11 protein-coding genes are annotated in these 19,800 nt (G+C 64.4%); 5 read left to right on the top strand and 6 right to left on the bottom strand.

The window, feature by feature from the left end; translation table 11 throughout:
- Positions 1-326 precede the first annotated feature (326 nt).
- Positions 327-2,381 carry a serine hydrolase domain-containing protein gene (locus FIV42_RS16900; protein ID WP_141198829.1) on the top strand — a complete coding sequence of 685 codons (2,055 nt, stop codon included), beginning with the start codon at positions 327-329 and terminating at the stop codon, positions 2,379-2,381.
- An 80-nt stretch (positions 2,382-2,461) separates the two neighbouring features.
- Here FIV42_RS16900 and FIV42_RS16895 read toward each other — a convergent pair whose 3' ends face one another.
- From FIV42_RS16895 to FIV42_RS16880, 4 genes are all read right to left on the bottom strand, one after another.
- Complete coding sequence (locus tag FIV42_RS16895; protein ID WP_141198828.1) at positions 2,462-3,613, bottom strand: DNA polymerase IV; 1,152 nt, start codon at positions 3,611-3,613, stop codon at positions 2,462-2,464.
- A gap of 34 nt (positions 3,614-3,647) precedes the next feature.
- Positions 3,648-4,013 (bottom strand): hypothetical protein, encoded by a 366-nt coding sequence (locus FIV42_RS16890; protein ID WP_141198827.1) that lies wholly within the window; start codon positions 4,011-4,013, stop codon positions 3,648-3,650.
- A 186-nt stretch (positions 4,014-4,199) separates the two neighbouring features.
- The gene (locus FIV42_RS16885; RefSeq protein ID WP_141198826.1) at positions 4,200-5,744 is read right to left on the bottom strand and encodes a hypothetical protein; all 1,545 of its coding nucleotides are present in this window, start codon (positions 5,742-5,744) and stop codon (positions 4,200-4,202) included.
- Positions 5,745-5,893: 149 nt separating this feature from the next.
- Positions 5,894-9,286, bottom strand: coding sequence for a PKD domain-containing protein (locus FIV42_RS16880; RefSeq protein WP_141198825.1), 3,393 nt, complete (start codon positions 9,284-9,286; stop codon positions 5,894-5,896).
- A 279-nt stretch (positions 9,287-9,565) separates the two neighbouring features.
- On the opposite strand from FIV42_RS16880, the gene FIV42_RS16875 reads away from it, so the two are divergent.
- Positions 9,566-10,306 (top strand): hypothetical protein, encoded by a 741-nt coding sequence (locus tag FIV42_RS16875; RefSeq protein WP_141198824.1) that lies wholly within the window; start codon positions 9,566-9,568, stop codon positions 10,304-10,306.
- A 269-nt stretch (positions 10,307-10,575) separates the two neighbouring features.
- Positions 10,576-12,357, top strand: coding sequence for a DUF2339 domain-containing protein (locus FIV42_RS16870; protein ID WP_141198823.1), 1,782 nt, complete (start codon positions 10,576-10,578; stop codon positions 12,355-12,357).
- 72 nt (positions 12,358-12,429) lie between these two features.
- Here the strand turns inward: FIV42_RS16870 and FIV42_RS16865 are convergent, their stop codons facing one another.
- Positions 12,430-13,572 carry a hypothetical protein gene (locus FIV42_RS16865; RefSeq protein ID WP_141198822.1) on the bottom strand — a complete coding sequence of 381 codons (1,143 nt, stop codon included), beginning with the start codon at positions 13,570-13,572 and terminating at the stop codon, positions 12,430-12,432.
- Positions 13,573-13,870: 298 nt separating this feature from the next.
- Positions 13,871-14,956: a hypothetical protein gene (locus tag FIV42_RS16860; protein ID WP_141198821.1), complete on the bottom strand. Its 1,086-nt coding sequence runs from the start codon at positions 14,954-14,956 to the stop codon at positions 13,871-13,873.
- 125 nt (positions 14,957-15,081) lie between these two features.
- Between FIV42_RS16860 and FIV42_RS16855 the strand changes: the two genes are divergently transcribed.
- Together FIV42_RS16855 and FIV42_RS16850 are read left to right on the top strand one after the other, a co-directional pair.
- The gene (locus FIV42_RS16855; RefSeq protein ID WP_168210714.1) at positions 15,082-16,146 is read left to right on the top strand and encodes a strictosidine synthase family protein; all 1,065 of its coding nucleotides are present in this window, start codon (positions 15,082-15,084) and stop codon (positions 16,144-16,146) included.
- Positions 16,147-16,612: 466 nt separating this feature from the next.
- Entirely contained in the window at positions 16,613-19,666 is a 3,054-nt protein-coding gene (locus tag FIV42_RS16850) for a WD40 repeat domain-containing protein (RefSeq protein WP_141198819.1), read from the top strand.
- The last annotated feature ends 134 nt before the right edge of the window (positions 19,667-19,800 follow it).

The following is a 19,800-nucleotide window of genomic DNA, read 5'->3' as shown; positions in this document are numbered from 1 at the left end:
CTGTCTCCTGTGTGCACGTCCACGCTCATGAGGACCCGTATCAGAACCGCAGCGGCCGCCTCGAGTCGGGCAAGAGCTGTAAAGATCGATGCATGGAGGAGTTTCACTCCTGCAAATCGAGTCGCGGCAAAGGCAAAGGTGGCGCGAGCAAGTGCGCGCATCGCAAGAACGCGTGCAAAAGTCGCTGCTAAGCTAGCTTTCCCTCCTCTTTTTTATTGACGTTCACAGGCGTGCGGTTTCTTTAGGCGCAGGGTTGTACTACCTGCGCCAGCGCACTGTTGTATCTGTTGATTGCTGAACCTAATATTTACACAAAGGAAGTGACGATGAAGCGACTCACTTTAGTCGTACTATATGTGTTTCTTGTGTCTTCTGCCTTCTCGTGCCGCACCAGCCCGCCGATTCCTCCCGACGAGCCGCAAGCCGAAGAGCCGGCTGATACGCCGGAGCAATCGGAGCAACCCGAACAAGGCGAAGAGAGCAACGCCCAGGAAGATCAGCCCGGCTATCAGGATCCGCAGGGGCGCTTCTCCGCCCCCATCCCCGAGAACTGGTCAGTCGAGCAGCGCGAGGGTTACGCCACGGCGGTCGGGCCAGACAAGAAGATCAAGCTACACATGATGGCCCTCGACGGCGGCAAGGTCGCCGAGGCGATCGAGCAGATGTGGCCCAAGGTCAACCCCGATCTCGAGCTCGAGGCGACGCAGACGCTCAACCCGCCGGCAGCCCAGGGCCTCGAGGAGATTACCGTCGTCAACTACAAGATGGGCAAGGAAGGCTACGTCAAGCAGGCCTCCGGCTGGCGCGTCGGCAACACGGTGTATCTGGCGCTTATCGAAGGCGAGCTCGTTCCCGTCCAGAAACGCGCTTCCCAGCTGCAACTGATCGCCAGCGGGTTTCAGAAGAGCACGATGCAGCAGGAGAGCATCGCCGGCAAAAAGCCGGCCAAGCTCGACAAAGAGAAGCTGGCCAAATTCGACGCGCACGTCGCCCAGATGGTCGAGCTGTTCGGCGTGCCCGGCGCCTCCATCGGCGTGGTCCAGGATGGCGAAGTCGTCTATGCCAAGGCCTTCGGCGAGCGTAAGATGGGCGGCGAGCCCATGACCACCGACACGCTCATGATGGTCGGGTCGACCAGCAAGACGATGACCACGATGCTCATGGCAGACGCGGTCGACGAGGGCAAGCTCGAGTGGGACAAGGCCGCCCAGCTCATCCTGCCCGAGTTTTCGGTCAAAGACCCCGAGATCTCCAAAAAGATCACCGTCGAGAACCTGGTCTGCGCCTGCACGGGCGTGCCGCGGCGCGACTTCGAGATCTTTTTCAACTTCAACGACATGAGCGCCGAAGACACCATCGAGTCGCTCGAGACCTTCGAGTTCTTCACCGACTTCGGCGAAGCCTTCCAGTACAGCAACCAGATGGTCGCCACCGGCGGCTACGTCACCGCCGCCGCCCTGGGCAGCGAGTACGGAAAGCTGCAGGACGGCTATATCGCGGCGATGGACGAGCGCATCTTCGGCCCCATCGGCATGAAAGCGACGACGCTGTCGTTCGACGACGCGATCGGCTCGGGCAAAGCGGCGACACCCTACGTGCTCGGCCTCGACGCCACCTACGAGCCCACCCCGCTCGACGTCGAGCGCTTCGTCGTGCCGCTGGCACCGGCCGGCGCAGTCTGGTCGAATACCGACGACATGACCAAGTACATCATCACCCAGCTCAACAAGGGCGTCGCCCCTGACGGCAAACGCGTGGTCTCGGCCGAAAACCTCACCCACACCTGGAAGCCGCAGGTCGAAATCAACGCTCTGGCGAGCTACGGCCTGGGCTGGATCGTGGCTGACTACAAAGGCCAGACGATGATCTCACACGGCGGCAACACCACCGGGTTCACCTCCGAGCTGGCGTTTCTGCCCGACGCAGGCCTGGGCATCACGATCCTGAGCAACGGCGGAGCCGCCAACAATTTCTCCCAAGCGATTCGCAACGGCCTATTCGAACTCGCCTTCGACCTCGAGCCTCAAGCGTCGAAGAACGCTCAATTCGCCCACAAGACCACCGTCGAGGAGACCGCCAAGATGAAGAAGCGCCTCCAAGACATCGACCCCAAGGCGGTCAAGAGCTTCGTGGGCAGCTACCAGAGCGACGAGTTGGGTGAGGTCACCGTGAGTCTGAAGGACGGCAAGCTGGTCGTCGACGCCGGCGAGTTCGCCAGCGCCGTGCGCCCCATGAAATCCGAGCAGACCGGCGAGCTCGTCTATACCACCGTCGATCCGCCCGTGATCGGCGCCGAGATGAAGTTCGAAGAGAAGGACGGTAAGAAGATCATCGAGCTCGGCCAGGGCGTCGTCTCGTATACCTTCGTCAAGACTCAGTAGGGCTCGAATCTGCGGCGGTTGTTCGAGGCTCGAGACGTCGACCACCGGCGTGGGAGCCGGCCTATTGTCACATCTAAACCCTACTGCGAACCACGCCCAATCTTATCCCCAAACTTGTCGCGGATGGCGTCGAGCGTCTTTTCGAGCTTGGCGTTCTGCTTGCGCTCGCCGTCGAACAGGGCGAGCTGGACGGTGTCGTCTTCGGCGATGAGGTCGAAGGCGGCGGCGCCTACGAGCCGGATCGGCTCGTCGAGCTCGAGGGTGTCGAGCAGGCGGCGGGTCGTCTCGAAGAGCGTGCGTGAATCGTCCGCCGCCGTGGGCATCGGGCCCTGGCGAGTCTTGAGCCGGAAGGTCCTCGAGTAGCGAAGTTTTACGCGCGCCGATTCGGCGCGAAGGTTCTTCTTTCGAAGCTCCCGGGCCACGCGCTCGCACTGGGCGCGCAGGTGCTTCTCGATCTGTTGGCGCCCCCGAATATCCTCGCTGAGGGTGGTCTCGGCGCCCACCGACTTGCGCTCGCGGTCGGCGACGACCGGCCGGTCGTCCTCGCCGCGGGCGAGTTGCTTGAGGTGCCGCGCGCTGCGCTCGCCGACGATGCCTGCGAGCTTGATGAAATCGGCCTCGGCGATGTCGCCGATGGTGTGCAGCATGCGCGACTCGAGCTTCTTGGCCGTCTTTTTGCCCACGCCCCAGATCTTGCGGATCGACATCGGCGCCAGCGTCTGGCGCTCGGTGCCGTGGCGGATGAACGTCACCCCGTCGGGCTTGTCGAGATCGCTGGCGATCTTGGCCAAGAATTTGTTCGGAGCGATGCCCACCGAGCAAGTCAGCCCGTCGGTCGCCTCGAAGATGTCGCGCTTGAGGGCGGCGGCGGTCTCGAGCGGCGTGCCGAAGAGCTTTTCGGTGCCGGTCATGTCGAGGAAAGCCTCATCGAGGCTCAAGGGCTCGACGAGCGGGCTGTAGTTGTCGAGCACGGCCATGAGCTGTTTGCTCGCGGCCGCGTAATGGGACATGCGCGGCTTGATGACGACCGCGTCGGGGCATTTTCGGAGCGCGCGGACCATCGGCATGGCGCTGTGCACGCCGAACTTTCGCACCTCGTAGCTCGCCGCGGCGACCACGCCGCGCTTTTTCCCCCCGCCCACGATCACCGGCCGGCCGCGCAGCTCCGGGTGGTCGCGCTGCTCGACCGAGGCAAAAAAGGCATCCATGTCGACGTGGAAAATCAGTCGCATGGCGACAGTCTAACACACCGGTTCGACGGCGCGTCTAGAGATCATTTTCTTCGGCGGATTCGCCTTCTTCGTCGAGCTCCTCTTCGTCGACTGACTCGCCCTCGTCGAGCTCCTCTTCGTCGAGTTCGTCTTCTTCGCCGTCGCCAGACTCACCGAGGTCGGTATCGTCCTGCTGAGGCGCCTCCGGGCGATCGATGACGATCTCGCCCTCCTCGCCGTCGCCCATGCCCAGATCGATGGGCCCTTTTGGGTTCTGCTCGGGCGTCTCTGCAGCCGCGTCGTCCGACTCGGGCACCTCCACGGCCGACTTCTGAACGGCCGCCGAATTGCGCGACTTCTTCGCTACCGGCGCATCAGCAGCACACGCCCCCACAAGCCCGACCATTGCGACCAACATCACCAAACGAACTCGCCACATAACACCCTCACACATACTCACCAGGGCAAGATGCCCTGCCACCGAACTCACCAGGGCAAGATGCCCTGCCACCGAACTCACCAGGGCAAGATGCCCTGCCACCGAACTCACCAGGGCAAGATGCCCTGCCACCGAACTCACCAGGGCAAGATGCCCTGCCATCGAATTCTACCATTCGCCGATTTCAACGTTCGCCGGCCACTCACCAATCTTTTCGAGCGGCTCGTCGCGATCGAAAAGCTCCACGTCGGCCTTCTTCGCTCTCTGCTGCAGGTTGTCCACCGGTCCTTGCTCGCAATTTTGACCCTTGGCGAGCTCGGTGACAAGAGGCTCGATGGCGCGTTTGTGGTACGTGCTGCTCGTCGCGTTGACCCAGCAGGCGCGAAAGAGCCCGGCGGCGGGCGCGCCGCTGTAGGCGACCCCGGCGAGGTAGCCGGAGAGCTCGGCCTGCTCGCGCGGGGCCATGAGCGAGTCGCAGCCGGGGCAGCCCAGCGGGATCGTGCGGGCGTAGTGGCGCTCTTCGTCGGCGCGATGGCGTACCTCGTGGACCAGGCGCGGCCGCGCAATCCAGGCCGTGAGTTCTTGCAGAGCAACCCGGATCTCCTCGCGGCGCATCTCGAGCTTGTCGGAGTTGTCGATGAGCGTTCTGAGTTCGACCGGGGTGATGTCGGGGCATGCCGAGTGCTGCGCCATCGCCGCCTTCGACTCCAGTCGCAGCAGGCGACCCGAGTCGTAGGCGACGAGCGGCTTGAACGAGAAGCGAAACTTGTTGCAGTCGCGCTCGTTGATGGCGTCGACCGTGGCCATGAGTTGGTGGCGCGCGAACGCGGAGCTCTCGAGGGTCGCGAGCGCCTCCGGCGAGAGCATCTCCTTGGCTTCTTTGCGAATCGCCGGCGCGAACGCCTGCTTGACGGGTTCGAGGGTAGCGTCGCTGTCCGCCGACAACATCGGCCAGACGTGGTTCGCCGCCTCGCGCGCGCTGGTGTCGACGACCCACAGGGGTCGCTCGTCGGCCTCGGTGGCCCGGCACAGGTAGTTTTCGACGACGTTGGTGTTGTCGATACGCTGGGCCAAGAGCGCGGTGTACCGCTCGTCGTCGAGGCCGAACTTCACCTCGCCGGCCAGGTGGTAGTTCTTGGTGTAGAGCATGGGCCCGCGCTGGCGCAGCATCATATTCGCCTCGAAGTGATACGGCTGATCCTTCTGGCGCATGTAGTCGTTCCACGCCCAGGTCAAGTACAGCACGCGATCGCTCTTGTCGGCGGCTTTCTCCGAGTGCATCAGCTCGCCGAGCTCGGTAACGATGGCGTGCAGATTCGGGTCGGGCTCGACGGCCTTCTGCAACGCCTCGAAGCGCTCGAGGGTGCGCTTGGAGGGCTGGCCCGCCTCGTCGTACGACAACGACGACAGCCAGTGGGTCAACAGCTCGGCGTGGACCTCTTGCAGGTCGACGTTCTCGGCCAACTCGTCGGCCGACACCTCGTGCTCGGGCGTGTAGACCGGGTCGCCGAAGACGTCTTGCTCGCCGGCCAAGACCGCCTCGACGTACTCCCCGATGCCCGGATACATCACCTTGCCGATGAGCACGCCGCCCACGCCCAACAAGGCGATCACCGTGGCAATGATCATCGCTACGGTCACCGCGTTGCGGCGCTTGCCGGCGCGCTCGAGCGCGGCCAATTCGTCATCGTGTTCGTCGAGCAAGTCGCTCATGAGTCCCTCGGTGTTGTGTTGGACCCGAGCACCATATCGCAAACCATAGCGCGCTGAAAATCACGCGGCGACAAAGGAACAACAAGGCACAAAAAAAGCCCGGACCGCCTCACGGCGGCCCGGGCTCATCTACGCTCGAAGTGGATTCCTTACTGGAACGTCACGTCGAGGGAGATGGAGTACGGCTCGTTCGACGACGACAGGTTGTTGCCGCCATCTTCCATGACCACCAGGTAATAGGTGCCCTCGGTGAGCGTGAAGTACTCGGTGCCGACCGGGTTGCACCCGATCATGCCGGTGTCGAGCGAGGTGCACGGGTCGGCGGTGATGACCGCGTCGACGTCCACGTTGGCGTTGTCGGCCAGCGAGAAGGTCACGTCGGCCGTCTCGCCGGTGGGCACCGTAATCGCGAAGATCTGGTCGGGGCCCGAGAACGTGTTGCTGGTCGCCGAGCAATAGCCTTGCGTGCCGCTCGTGCTGCGGGTGGTGTAGGTGTTGGTCGCCGTGCCGAGGTTGCCCTCGACGTAGAAGCGCCCCTCCCCTCCGCCGGTCAGGTCGTAGGCGTCGGCGCAGGTGTCGGCGTTGTTGCTCAGCGTGACGTTGTTCTCGGCGCCCGGCGTCGGCTGGGCCCACGAGTAGAAGTCGACGCTGTTGTCGTCGGTATCCGACTGGTCGGTGCTGCGCCCCAGCGAGACGCCCGGGCCCGGATTGCGGGCCGCCGAACCTTCGCCGAAGAAGTTGGCGAGCAGACCGGCGCCGGCGAAGTCACCATAGCCGAGCGCGTCGACCAGACCGCCCTGCGGGTCGCGGACCTCGAGGCTGTCGGGGCCGTTCTGCAGGTTGGCGTTGGCGACGACGTCGACCTCGGGGTGGTTCGCCGAGGAGATGACCAGGTAGCCGTTGGCCGGAATGGTCGTTCCTTGCGCCAGGGTAATCGTGTCGTAGGACGTGCCGTCGGTTCCGTTGATCGCGCTAAGCTCGTAGCCCGACAGGTCTTTGCCGGCCGGTCCGAACAGCTCGATGAACGTCTGGTCGGGATCGTCGGTGCTGACGGTGTCGTACAACACCTCGCTGATGAGCAGCCCGTCGATGATGAAGGTCTCCGGTCCGCTGATATTGTTGCTACGATCGAGGTCGGCCGACTCTTGTCGCGGATCGGCGAAGACGTAGGCGTCGTAGCTGCCGATATTGCGATCGAAGGCGGTGAAGGTCACCGTGTAGGTCCCGCCCGGCGGAATCACGTCATAGACGCGCTCGGAGCGGTTCGACTGGGTGCTCGCCGTCGGCGCCTGAGCTTCGTCATAGTACAGGCGCACGTCGAAGGGATGGACGAGTTCGGCGGTGCCGTCATTGCGGAGCACGATGGTGAAGTCGACGTCGTTGCCGGTGCGCGCAGCCGTGAACGACTCGATGGTCAGATCCGGCGCGTTGGCGCGCGCGTTGATGGTGACCGTGTCGCGCGCGGTGTCGCCGTTGGCGTCGGTCACCACGACGGTGGCCTCGTAGACGCCGGCGTTCTGATAGGTATGCGCGATGGTGTCACCGCTGCCCGGGGCCGAGCCGTCGCCGAAGTACCAGGTGTAGCTCAACGGGGCGTTTCCGCCGGTGGCGCTCGTCGTGAAGTTGACCGTGTGCGGCGCGGTGCCGGTGTCTTGGTCGGCGGTCACGCTCACCGCAGGCACTTCATCGTCGGCGATGGTCACGTCGACGGTGTCGCTGGTGGTGTCGCCGTCGGCGTCGGTCACCGTCACGGTGGCGGTGTAGGTGCCGCCCGAGGTGTACGAGTGATTCGGGCGCGGGCCGGTCTGGGTGGCCGAGCTGTCGCCGAAGTCCCACGAGTAGGTGAACGGCGCGTCGCCGGCGGTCACGGTGGCGTCGAACTGGATGTTGATCGGCGCGATGCCGGTGTCCGGGGTGGCGCTGGCCGACACGGTCGGCTGCGCGTCGTCGAGCACCTCGACGGTGACCGTCGAGCCGTCGGTGCTGCCGTCGCCGTCGGTCACGATCAACGACACGTTGTAGGTGCCCGGAGTGTTGAAGGTGTGCGAGGGATTCTGGTCGGTGCTGGTGTTACCGTCACCGAAGTCCCATGCGTAAGTCAATGTGCCGTTGCCGCCGGTGGCGTTGGCGAAGAAGTCGACCGGCAGCGGCGCGCGGCCGGTGGCCGGGGTCGCCGAGGCGTTGGCCGACGGGATCAGGTTGTCGCCCACGTCGATGCTGATGGTGTCGGTGGCCGTGTCGCCGTTTTCGTCGCGCACGGTCACCGTGGCGGTGTACTGGCCGGCGGCCGAGTAGGTGTGCACCGGATCTTCGAGGTCCGAGGTCGTGCCCTCGCCGAAGCTCCACTGGTAAGTGAGCGTGCCGTTGCCGCCCGAGGCGGTCGCGTCGAACTGCACCTGAATCGGCGCCAGCCCGTCGGTCGGCGTCGCCGAGGCGGTGACCGTCGGGATCTCGTCGCTGGTCACCTCGATGTCGATCGTGTCAGTGGCGGTGTCGCCGTTGGCGTCGGTGGCCGTCACGGTCACCGTGTGGGTGCCGGCGTCCTGGAAGGTGTAGCTCGGCTTGCGGGTGTCGGCGGTGTCGCCGTTGCCGAAGTCCCAGGCAAACGTCAGCGGCGCTTCGCCGCCCTGGGCCTGCGGGTCGAACTGCACGGTCAGCGGCGCGATGCCGCTGGTCGGCTCGGCGAAGATGTCGACCGAGGGAACCGCGTTGTCGAGCACGTTGATCGTGACTTCCGAGCGGGCGGTGTCGCCGTCGGCGTCCTCGACGGTCACCACGGCTTTGTAGCTGCCCGGGTCGGTGTACTCGTGCGACTGGCTCTGGCCGTCGGCTTCTGCCGAACCGTCGCCGAAGTCCCAGGTGTAGGTCAGCGGTTCGTTGCCGCCGAAGACCTGCGCGTCGAGCGCGACGTTCAGCGGGGCGATGCCGCGGGCCGGGTCGGCGGTCGCCGACACGAAGGGCGTCTCGTCGTCGGCCACCTCGACGGTGACCTCTTGGGTCGTCTCTTTTTCGGTGAGCACGTCGGTCACGGTGACCTTGGCGGTGTAGGTACCCCCGATGATGTAGCGGTGCGCCGGGTTCTTCTCGTTCGAGAAGCTGCCGTCGCCGAACTGCCATTCGTACTCGAACTCACCCGAGCCACCCTCGGCGGTCACCTCGAAAGTGGTGTCGAGCGGCGCGATGCCCATCTCCGGGCTCGCCGAGGCGTTGACCGTGGGAGGGTCGGCCGGGTCGACGACCAGCTCGACCGTCTCCTCTTGCTTGAAGCCTTCGGCGTCGGTGACCACCACGGTCACGTCGTAGGTCCCCTCACGATAATAGGTGTGGGTGGCCTCGAGGCCGGTGACCTCTTCGTCGGTCTCCACGCCCAGGTCCCACATCGCCTCGTACGGCTCGGTGCCGCCGGTCGGCTCGACCGTAAACGTCACCTCCAGCGGGGCTTGGCCACTCGCCGGCTCGGCGGTCAGCGCCGTCACCTCCAGCGGATCCGGCTTCTTTGCTTCGTCGTCGCCGCACGCGGCGAAGACGAAGGTAGAAAGCATTAATAATACGAGCGATCTCAAATGCGCACTACGTAACACAGCACACTCCTACTGCAGTGTTGAAAAAGCGCCGACAACCCTCACCATCGGCATGACGAGTCCTCAAAGATGGGTGTTCGATGGCCTTTTAGCTCACCTTGCATCATGAATCAAATCAATCAGACGCTTCATATTTTTGTAACATCCGTGTCGCCAAAGTTTCGAGATTGACCGATCGGTTGCCACGCCTCGGCTCGCCCATTAAGGTGGTCAGTTCCAATCAACAACCAGGAGACGCCAGTGAGCGACCAGACGCCCGACCACGACCGACACGACAACTCCGACGTGCCCGACTTCATGCGCCAGAAGAGCTCGGCGGACAACGACTGGGCGGTCGACGAGTTCGAGGTGCCCGAGCCGGTCAACGTGCCCATGGCTCTGGCGGCCGGGATCGCCGTGGCGCTCTTGGGCGGCGCGATCTGGGCAGGGGTGGTCACCTTCCTGAATATCGAGCTGGGGTTGCTCGCCTGGGGCATCGGATTGGCCGTGGGCGTGACGATCATCGCCGTGGCCAAGCACGGCGACATGCGCCTGGGCGCCGCCGCGGCGGGCATCGCCTTTGTGGGCTTGGTCGTCGGCAAGCTCCTCATCGCCCAATTCGGGCTGGCCCACATGCAGGTCGACATGATCGTCGAAGATCCCGACATGATGGCCACCGCCGTCTATCACGAGTTGGCCGAAGACGGCCGCGTCGACCCAGACGTCGTCGACTTCTACGAGACGGCCACCGCCGACAGCGAGCCGGGCCCCGAACTCACCGGCAAGCTGATGAAGACCGAGGCCGACATCACCTCACGCGTGGCGAATATGTCGCAGGCCGAAAAGGAAGCCGCGGCCAAAGCCTACGCCGGCGCCGTCATCGGCGAGCTCCCGCTGACCGAGAGGATGGGCTTTTCGGGCTGGGATTTGCTGTGGTTCGGCCTGGCGCTCTACACGGCGTTTCGCATCTGCGCGACGGGGAGCAACGAAGAGCTCGCTTGAGCCTTTCTCGTTTGTACCAGCGAAGTTTAACCGCAAAGGTCGCCAAGTGCGCAAAGGAAGCAAAGGGTTCAACGTAGCGAGTTGTTTTTCTTTGCTTCCTTTGCGTCCTACGCGACCTTTGCGGTTCATATGCCGTTTGCACCGATAGACTGGCCTCACCCTTGCAGTTCATGACTCCCGGCTACGGCTGACTACGTTTGGGTCGGCTGGAGTAGCAGAGACTTCATCCGTTTTTGGAGTGTTTGTTCTCCGTTCTTCGAGGGAGAAGCATGAGTGAGGCTGACGAGCACAACGACGCACTCGAGAAGCGACTGGAAGGGATCGAGGCGAGCCTGCGAAGGATCGAGGCGCGGCTCGGGGTGACGGAGACGGTCACGGTTACGGAGACGGAGACGGTCACGGAACCGGAGCCGGAAACCGGCGCCCGGCAACCGGAAACCGGAACTCGGCAGCCGGAACCGGAGCCGGTCACGGAGCCGGTCACGGTCACGGAGCCGGAGCCGGCCACCGGCAACGGCATCGCCGTCGAGAACTGGCTCGACAAGATTGGCATCGGGCTGTTGCTGCTCGGCCTCGGCTTTTTGTTCAAGTTGTCGGTGGAGTTGGGTCTGCTCACACCACCCATCAAAGTCGGCCTCGGTCTGCTCACCGGCGCCGGGCTCGGCGTGGCCGGCTGGCGGGTGCGTGAGTCGCGCCGACGCCTGTCGCAGATCTTGATGGGCGGCAGCAGCGCCGCCTTCTACATCACGCTCTTTGCGGCCTACCAATTCTACGATTTGTTGCCCCATCCGATCGCCTTCGCCGGCATGATCGCGGTGACGCTGGCGACCTTCTTCATCGCCATACGCCAAGAAGACCCCGCGCTCGCCGTCGTCGGCGCCCTGGGCGGCTTCGCCACCCCGTTCATGCTCAGCTCCGGGTCCGGAAACTACGTGGGCCTGAGCATCTACAACGCCATCTTGGTCGCCGGCATGGTCGCCATCTATGCGATGCGCGGCTGGAAGAGCCTCCTGTCGGTCACCGCCTTCGGCGGCTGGCTCATCGCCGCCATCGCCGTGGTGATGAGCCTCGACGACGCCCTCGTGGGCACCGTCGACACCGCCGTACTCGGCCTCCACCTGCTCGTCGTCTGGGGGGCCATCGGCGTCGTCCCGCTCCTTCGCCCTGCCGACAGCGAAAGAGAAGCCAAAGAAATAGAGGCCAAACAAGACCCGCTGCGCACGCTGATCGTGCACGGGTTGACCCTCGTCTCGCCGTTCTTCTCCCTCGGCCTCGCGCGCGCCCTATGGGACCTGCCCGACTGGGCCTGGAGCACCGGCTACCTCATCGTCGCCGCGGCCTACTTCGCCGGCTCCTTCCCGCTGGAGTCGCGCCGCTCCCGCTCGCTCGCCTCGAACGTGCGCGCGGTCGCCGGACTCCTGCTCACCCTCGCCATCGCCGACTACTTCACGTTCGACGTCTGGCCGGTCGCCTTCGCCATGGAGGCCGTCGCGCTGACGCTGGCCGCGCGCGAGCTCGACGAAACCCCGCTGCGATGGGGCGCGCATATCTTGGCCATCACCGCGATCTTCTGGCTCGGCTTCATGCTCTTCGACGGCTCAGACGCCGCCGGCCTCGCCTTCTTGAACGCCTCGAGCGCCAAGGCCGTCGGCGTCCTCGGCTCCGTCTTGACGATGTCGCTCCTTCTACGCGGCCGCACCGCCAAGCTGGCGTACCGCTACGCCGTCCACTTCCTCCTGCTCATCTACCTGCTCGACCAGTCGATGCTCGCCGCCAACGGCGACGTGCTCGGCACGGCGTGTTGGGGCATCTACGCCATCGGGTTGCTGATCGCCGGCTTGCGCGTCGACTCGAAGCACCTCAAGTACACCGGCCTAGCCACCGTCGTACTGGCAGTCGGCAAGCTCCTCGTCATCGACATGGCCGGCACCGAGACGATCTGGCGCGTGTTGTTGTTCTTGGGGTTCGGCCTGGCTTTGTTGGCGGTGAGTTATGTGGCCCCAGTCTTGGGAGGCAGGGCTTCCAGCGCTAGTGGTGTGACACCGAAGTGAGATTCAACCTTTCGGCGAGGATAGCGCCGCCAGATTCGGATGCGAACCCCGAAGGCAAGCGCACCGCCGTCCTCATTCTCCTTCGACGACGAAACGCAGAGTATTTGTATGTCCGTAGGCTTCGGAGCTTCTACCCTCAAGCCGATTACCTTCGAGATCATAGACCGGAAGTAGTGGGTCCTCCCAAATCCCTACAAAGACGTCATAAGTTCCAGGCGCCTCTGGTGCCTTGAATTTGAATTGTTTTCGCAGCCCGATCTCAAACTTGCGCCCATGTCCCTGAGATGATTCATGGACGTGAAACCACTTTCTCGCCATCGGCTGGCCGTTGACAAAAGGAATCGCCACACGGGGCCTTGTCGGAAGTGTACTACTCATAAGTGAAAGGTTTAAAAGCGCCTCCTCTCCGGGCTGTATGGTGATCGAGTCGCGTACCGGTGTTGGGTCCGCCACTGTTGCCAAAAACACCATCCCATGCCGGTTTTGTGTTTCATTCAACACCGAACGCTCTATCTCATTCTCGACCTTCCTAATCGACGACTCGAAGCAGGCGGGAACTTGCGGGAGGCCATACCCGCCGTAATACAACATGAAATCACGAAAGTATGCCGCTCGATTACGAACGGGGCTCTCGAATGACCGTCGCGATATCATCACCGAGATTTGATGTGCCCGTCCGGGAGTCAGCGATGACGCAGGTAGCTTGACGTCAAAGAGTTCGGCGTCGTCACGCACCGCAAGCCGAACACCGGTGGACTCGAAAACCTCCGACTCACCACCTCGCTTATCTAACCAGTGAACGTACTCGGAAGATACCGGCTCGTAGTCGACGAGCACGGACACGTGCAACATATCCCCGGATTCGGGCGCTTCCTTAGACGCAAACCCAAGTTCAAAAACGACCTCTTCACCAGAGTTGGCGAAGAGATTGTAGCTATGAGGCCCAGCGTGAACAGGTTCAGCTGGATGAAACTTCGCCATCGCCGAGAACTGCCCCGCGTCTTGCAGCGTCTCGCGCATCGACTCTTTGGTGAACGTCTGCGGAAAGTAATTGGGCGGCTTGGAAAACTCATCGGGCACCGAAAACGTTGGGATCGTGGAGATGTCCACACACTCCCCACTGGCCGGCCAATCACCGTCATCGGTAGAGGCGACTGTGTCGGCCTCAGAATCGGAAGCGTCGGAAGCATCCGGCGAGGTGTCGGCACATTCCACGCTTGTTCCACTACATCCTACCTCGTGAGGCTTCACCTGACTTCCGTCTAGAGAGCAGCCTACTGCGAAAAGAAGTGGAAGCAGACAACCCATGAAACTTGCACGCTTATCCATCTTGCACTCGGGTTCGAGTAAGCAGTGTTTTACCTGAGGGCGACGCCCGACACCCTGAGCTGACCCGGGGGTTTCGGGAATTGCCCAATGAAAAATCTTGATGCCTAATGCGAAGTTTCGAAACGCGCAAACGAGCCCGGACCGACGCTGTGTCCCTGTTGACTGCCGAGCGCTTCCTGGTCACCTACTCTCGCGACTCGAAGACCTCAATCACGGGCTGCGGCAAGCCGAGTATGCCGACTTGGTCGACCGCAAACGCATCCTCCTCGAGCGCGAGCGAATCACCGACGGGAAACCCAATATGTTCACAAAATGAGGGCAAGTGCAGCGCGGCCAACACATCGAACTCGGCCGACGTCTCTCGCAACAGCGGCCACAGAAGTTCGAGTTCGAGCCCGGCATCGCCGACGTCAATCGGCTCGTAGGTCACACCCATGCCCGTTTGTCGCAGGTCCGAGGTCATGAAAAAGTCGTGGATGTTCGTTGCCGCCTCACGGGTGACGCTGCGCTTCGGGCGAAGTAAGAGACGATAGAAGTCCCCTGTGTATCGATGTGCAGTGTCGTGCGGTCGTCGAAGAGCTTCATAGCAGCCTGGAACATATTCTCGGCTCGCGCCATCGGACACACGAGCGACCACAAGCGGAAGCGTCTCTGCGGAGTCGACCTGATGTGTCTCGAGCTCCGGCGTAGATGAGCTCGCGGCCTTCAAATCGACCATCATCGGCTCGTCACAGCGATTGCAGACGGACTCCCGCCAACTCGCCGCCGGTACATCCGGGTTAAGGTCAATCGTCATCGAGAACTGATACTCGCCGCAGCCGTGAGAGAACGGCGCGAAATGGCGTTGCCACTGCCCGGGCGCCACCTCGCGAAACCCTTCGTCCGGTGGTGTGGACTGTCCGCAGCTATTTAATGGTATGGGTGGCGAAGGCGTCGTATCCGACTCCGCGGCTGCATCGCTGACACCGCCATCCTCATCGAGAGACCACGAGGAGCCTGAACCAGATGGGTCCTCGCTGCATCCCGCCAGCAGGTATGCACAGCAGAGGAGGAGCCCCAGTTGCCTCGAACGAAGGCACAAGCGTGAACGACGCATAGTGCTCGCAATCAACCCTGCTTTCAGTCTACGTTTCACTTTCATTTGCACCTCATCGCCTATCCGCCGCACGACCACGTTGCACGCCCATGCAGTAAAGATGCACGGCGGCGCTCGACGACACAAGAAGAAGGACATCAGGGCTGCGAGTTGGAACCAAGTCGCGATACGCAACTCCTATGTCCTCCGAGCGCGTCGTTCAGCGCGCCCCATGTAGCAGGCGCAGCGACCCTGAAAGGCAAACTCCTCTGCCCCCGCGCCAATTGCACGATCACCAATCACCTGCCAAACTCCCCGCCATGATCGAGAAACGAAAAGTAATCATCGGCACCACCGCCGTCGCCTTCGCCATCGGCGCCTTCGCCATCTACACGATGAGCAAAGCCGGCGCCTTTCGCGATATTGACCCTCACCTCCCCGGCGAATGCCGCAAGGTCGAGGACATCGTCGGCGGCGAGGATCTGCAGTGGCATCCCGACGGCGAGCACGTCTACGTGGCCGCGCAGGACCGGCGCGCCCTGGGCAGCCCCGGCCACATCTACCGGCTTCGCCCCGCCGACCCGAAGGCGGTGCCCGTCGACATCACGCCCGAGCTCGACATCCCGTTCCACCCGCACGGGCTGCACCTTTACGTGGGCGAAGACGGGCTCGAACGTCTCTTTGTGGTCAACCACCACAACGGCATGACTGCCCCGCACTCCATCGAGGTGTTCGACGTCACCGACGACGGCTCCCTCGAGCACGTCGAGTCGATCACCTCAGAGGCGCTCGTCTCGCCGAACGACGTGGTCGCGGTCGGCCCCGACCAGTTCTACGTGACCAACGACCACGGCAGCTCCGAGCTGTGGATGCACACCATCGAGGACTTCCTGCAGCTCGCCCGCGGCAACGTCGTCTTCTACGACGGCGAGGACTTCCGCGAGGTCTACGGCGGCACCCAATACGCCAACGGCATCAACGTGAGCCCCGACGGCACGGAACTCTACCTGGCCGAGACGATCGCCAAGACGATCAAGATCTTCAAGCGCGACCCCGCCACGAACGATCTCGAGCGCAAGCACACCGTCGAGACCAACATGGGCGTCGACAATATCGGCGTCACCCCCGCCAACACGCTGTGGGTCGCCGGCCACCCCAACCTCCTCGCCTTCCTGAGCCACGCCGGTGACCCCGAGTCGCGCTCCCCGTCGGAGGTCATCCGCCTCGAGCGCGCCGGCCCCGAGAACTGGAACGTCGAGGAGATCTACCTCGACGACGGCGACCCTATCTCCGGCGCGGCCGTGGGCACCGCACGCGACGACACGCTGGTCATCGGGCCGGTCTTCGACCCGCATCTCGTGGTGTGTGAGATGGGTGGGGAGTAGTTTGGAGGCAGCGCTTTTAGCGCTGGTTCTTTGACGGTGGCCTTGCAGGTTAGTGGCGCCATCTATTAGGGGCGCCTGAACTGCGGCGCGGGCCATTAAGGAGCCGGCGCTTCGAACCAAGACCACGTCCCAATTCGCAGCCCTCATGTCCTTATCGCGCGTTTTCCAGCGCGCCCCATTTAGATGGCGCCGCGCTCCTGCAAGGCCGCCGCGTCGCACAAATACGAGGGCAAGATGCCCCCGCACCGAAGGCCTCACGAGGGCAAGATGCCCACGCACCGAACGAGGGCAAGATGCCCCCGCACCGAAGGCCTCACGAGGGCAAGATGCCCACGCACCGAGTTCAGCCCCCGATCGCCCTGTTTGCAACATTTCTGTGGTAAACGCGACTTCGCGTTGATTCCCACCGCCCCGCCTGTCATCTTGCCTGTCACGCGAAAACGACAACCCAGCAGACAGGTTTGCCATGAGCATGTCCGACGCCTCAGCCACTCCTGCCTTTGTTGATTGGCACGAGCTTTCCACCGACCTCTCGCCCGCCGAGCTGCAAGCAGCCATCGACGCGGCCGACTGGGAGCATTTCGTCGCCGCGCGCGACCTGCCCGAGCTCCGCGCGCGCCTCGAGCGCCTCGCCGAGACCGACGGCGTCGGTGAACTCCACCACGCCTGCACGGCCGCGATTCGCGCACGCGGCGCCCAACTCCGTCCCCGTTTTCGCCACACCGAACCCTTCGTCGCCTACGCGCTGAGTCCCGACGGCGAGCATCTGGCCGTGGGCACCTGGGTCGGCGCGGACTACAACGCAGGCGGCACGCTGCAGATCTGGGAGGTCGCCACCGGCCGGCTCGTCAACGTCCTCGACGGCGTCGACGGCGGCGTCGGCTGGCCCGGCTACGCCAATTGCATCCAGTGGAGCCCCGACGGAAGCCGCGTGGGCGCGGCGTTTTCGACTAACGCGGTCGGCGACTTCGCCCCCTTCGGCGCCCGCAACGAGCCGGGCACTTGGGTGGCGGTGACCCACGGCTGGAGCCGGCCGCCGGCGTGGTGCTGGCGTCCCGACGGCCAGGCCGTCGCAGTGGGCTGCTGGGGCCCGTCGGCCGTGCCGGGGTGCATCGCGGAGTTTCAGACCGACCACGTCTACGAGGACGACGCCGGTTGGTTCGCCGACGAGCTCGGCGAGCCCATCGTCGAGGCGCTGACGCTCGAGGACGGCGACGTCGAGGAGATTCAGCCGCAGGAGTTCTTGCAATTTTCGCCCGAGGGGACGCACCTCTTCGGGCACAACGGCCACCTGCAGGCCTACGCCATCGACGTCGCCTCGGGCGACATCGAGTGGCTCTCGACGGTCGGCCGCCACGTCGCCTGGCGGCCCGACGGCGCCGTCTTCGCCCACGACCTGACGGGGCTCGTCTTCTACGACGCCGACAGCGGCCTGCCGACCTCGCAGATGCCGATGCATATGGGAGGCTCGGAGCTGTCGTGGGCGCCGGGCGCCGACTCGCGCCTCCTGGCGATGGTCGTCGAGCCCGACAACCAATTTGGCGCCGACCCCGGCGTGCACCTTTACGACGACGGCGAGTACCTGGGCAGCGTCGACCTCGCGCCGGGCGCGCCCGGCGACATCTGGGACTTCGAAGACGCCAAGCTCTGGGCGTGGGCGCCCGGCGGCAAGCGCGCAGCATGCCTGACCGCCCAGGCGACCGTCGAGGTCTTTGCCGTAGGCGCCGAGCCCGAGCACCTGGCAACCCTCGAGGTCGACGAGCCCACCGCCGGCATTTTGTGGGGGGCGAACGACACGATCGTCTGCGTGGGCAAGGAACACCTTGCGTTCTGGGACTTGGCCCGTGCAACGCAGCGCTCGGACGACGAGACGTGGTGGGTCGTCGACCGCCGATTCGCCTGGCCGACTCAATGGGACGAGGCGCCGGCGGGCGAGGCCGTGCCCTTCGACGGCCACCAGCCGGCCGAGCCCGACGAGCCGGCCGAGCTCGACCTCGGCTCCGAGGCCACCCTCGACGATATCTTCAGCGTCCACCGCGAGTCGCTCGGAGGGCTCGGCGCCGGCTGGAGGAGCCACACCGCCGACCACCACCGCGAAGTCGCCGTCATGCTCGCCGAGCGCGGCGAGGTCGAGGCCGCTCGCCAGGCCGCCGAGAGCGCGGCCACCGACCACGGCTTTGTGGCGGCCAACGCCGACATCGCGGTCATCTTCGCGCGCAACGGCCACACCGAAGCCGCCCAGACAGCCCTCGCCACCGCCGAGATGTTCGCCGAGCACGGCATCGAAGGTTGGGCGACCACCTTCGCCTACGCCCCGCTCGCCGCGGCCAACCATGTGCTGGGCAACGAAGCGCGCGCCGACGAACTCTTCGAGATGGCGCGCGAGAATATCGAGCAGGAGGCCAACGCCTTCCAGCGCTACCTGGCGCTGGCCCGCGGCTACTTGGCCATGGGCGACTACGACGCAGCCGACGCAGCCATCCTCGAAGGCCCGTGGGACTCCGGCTGGCTCAACCATTTCCTGAGCGCCTACCTCGTCGACCTGGCCCGCCACGGCGAGTTCGACCGCCTCGACTCGATGCTCGACCGATGCGAGGCCGCCGGCATGAACATCTCGGAGTTCCGCCTCGCCGACGGCATCGTCGACGCCCTCATCGACGCCGAGCAGTACGAGCGCGCCTGGCAGCTCCTCGCGCGCTTCGACGGCTTGTCGGTGACCCACTATCGCGAGCAGATCGTCACGGCGATGCTCGAAAACGGCCACCGCGAAGACTCCATTGAACTGAGCGCCCGATACCTCGACGAGAACCGCGAATACGTAGGGATGTTGCTCGACTGGGCGGAGCTTCTCGTGCGCCTCGACGAGCGCGGCGCAGACGCGTTGGCCGTGGAGCTGGAAGAGCGCGTCGACGAAATCTTGGCCGCCTGGAAGCCCGCCGACGCCCTGCAGAAATGGGGCGCCCTAGCCTCCGCCACCGGCCGCACGGTCGAAGCACTCGCCATCGTCGACGAATTCGACGACGAGACGAACCAATTCGCAGCCCTATGCGGCCTGGGCTCGACCCACGAAGAGGGCCTCGAGCGCGAGAAACTCTTCGAGCGCGCCGAGCTCCTGCTCGACATCCTCGGCGGCGACGAACTCGCCCACGTGCTGCGCCTCGCCAAGGCCGCCCACCGCGCCGGCGACGCCGCTCGCCACGAGCGCCTCTTCGGACGCGCCACCGCACTGGCCACCGACGGCACCCGCGACAAACGCTTTGCCCTGAGCGACCTCCAAGACGCCCAGATCTCCGTCGGCGACCTCGCCGCCGCCTACGAAACCCTGCGCGAGCAGACACCCACCAACCGCCGCTACGAAATGGACACGCTGCTCGACGCCTGCGCCCAAGCCGGCGAATACGGCGCGGTGCGCCAGCTCCTCGAGCAACTGCCGGCCGAGGACCTGAACGACCGCACGCAGCACGCGCTCCGCGCGCTGCGTATGGCGACCTGCGGTCGCAATTACGGCCCGTGTTGGTGAATTCGCCTTTGGAGGCAGCGCTTCCAGCGCTGGTTGCTTCGCCGTCCCTTCGGAGGCAGCGCTTCCAGCGCTGGTTGCTCGGGTGGTGGCCTTGCAGAAGAGTCACGCCATCTATTAGGGGCGCCTGAACTGCG

It is taken from the genome of Persicimonas caeni, from assembly GCF_006517175.1.
Taxonomy (GTDB): Bacteria; Myxococcota_A; Bradymonadia; order Bradymonadales; family Bradymonadaceae; genus Persicimonas; species Persicimonas caeni.
Note: the sequence above shows the minus strand (reverse complement) of the source record. Positions and strands in the feature narration are given on the sequence as shown.

Coding starts and splice junctions, on each gene's coding strand:
- FIV42_RS16900 (WP_141198829.1), top strand. CDS start 327: ATGAAGCGACTCACTTTAGTCGTACTATATGTGTTTCTTGTGTCTTCT.
- FIV42_RS16850 (WP_141198819.1), top strand. CDS start 16,613: ATGAGCATGTCCGACGCCTCAGCCACTCCTGCCTTTGTTGATTGGCAC.
- FIV42_RS16895 (WP_141198828.1), bottom strand. CDS start 3,613: ATGCGACTGATTTTCCACGTCGACATGGATGCCTTTTTTGCCTCGGTC.
- FIV42_RS16870 (WP_141198823.1), top strand. CDS start 10,576: ATGAGTGAGGCTGACGAGCACAACGACGCACTCGAGAAGCGACTGGAA.
- FIV42_RS16885 (WP_141198826.1), bottom strand. CDS start 5,744: ATGAGCGACTTGCTCGACGAACACGATGACGAATTGGCCGCGCTCGAG.
- FIV42_RS16880 (WP_141198825.1), bottom strand. CDS start 9,286: ATGCTTTCTACCTTCGTCTTCGCCGCGTGCGGCGACGACGAAGCAAAG.
- FIV42_RS16855 (WP_168210714.1), top strand. CDS start 15,082: ATGATCGAGAAACGAAAAGTAATCATCGGCACCACCGCCGTCGCCTTC.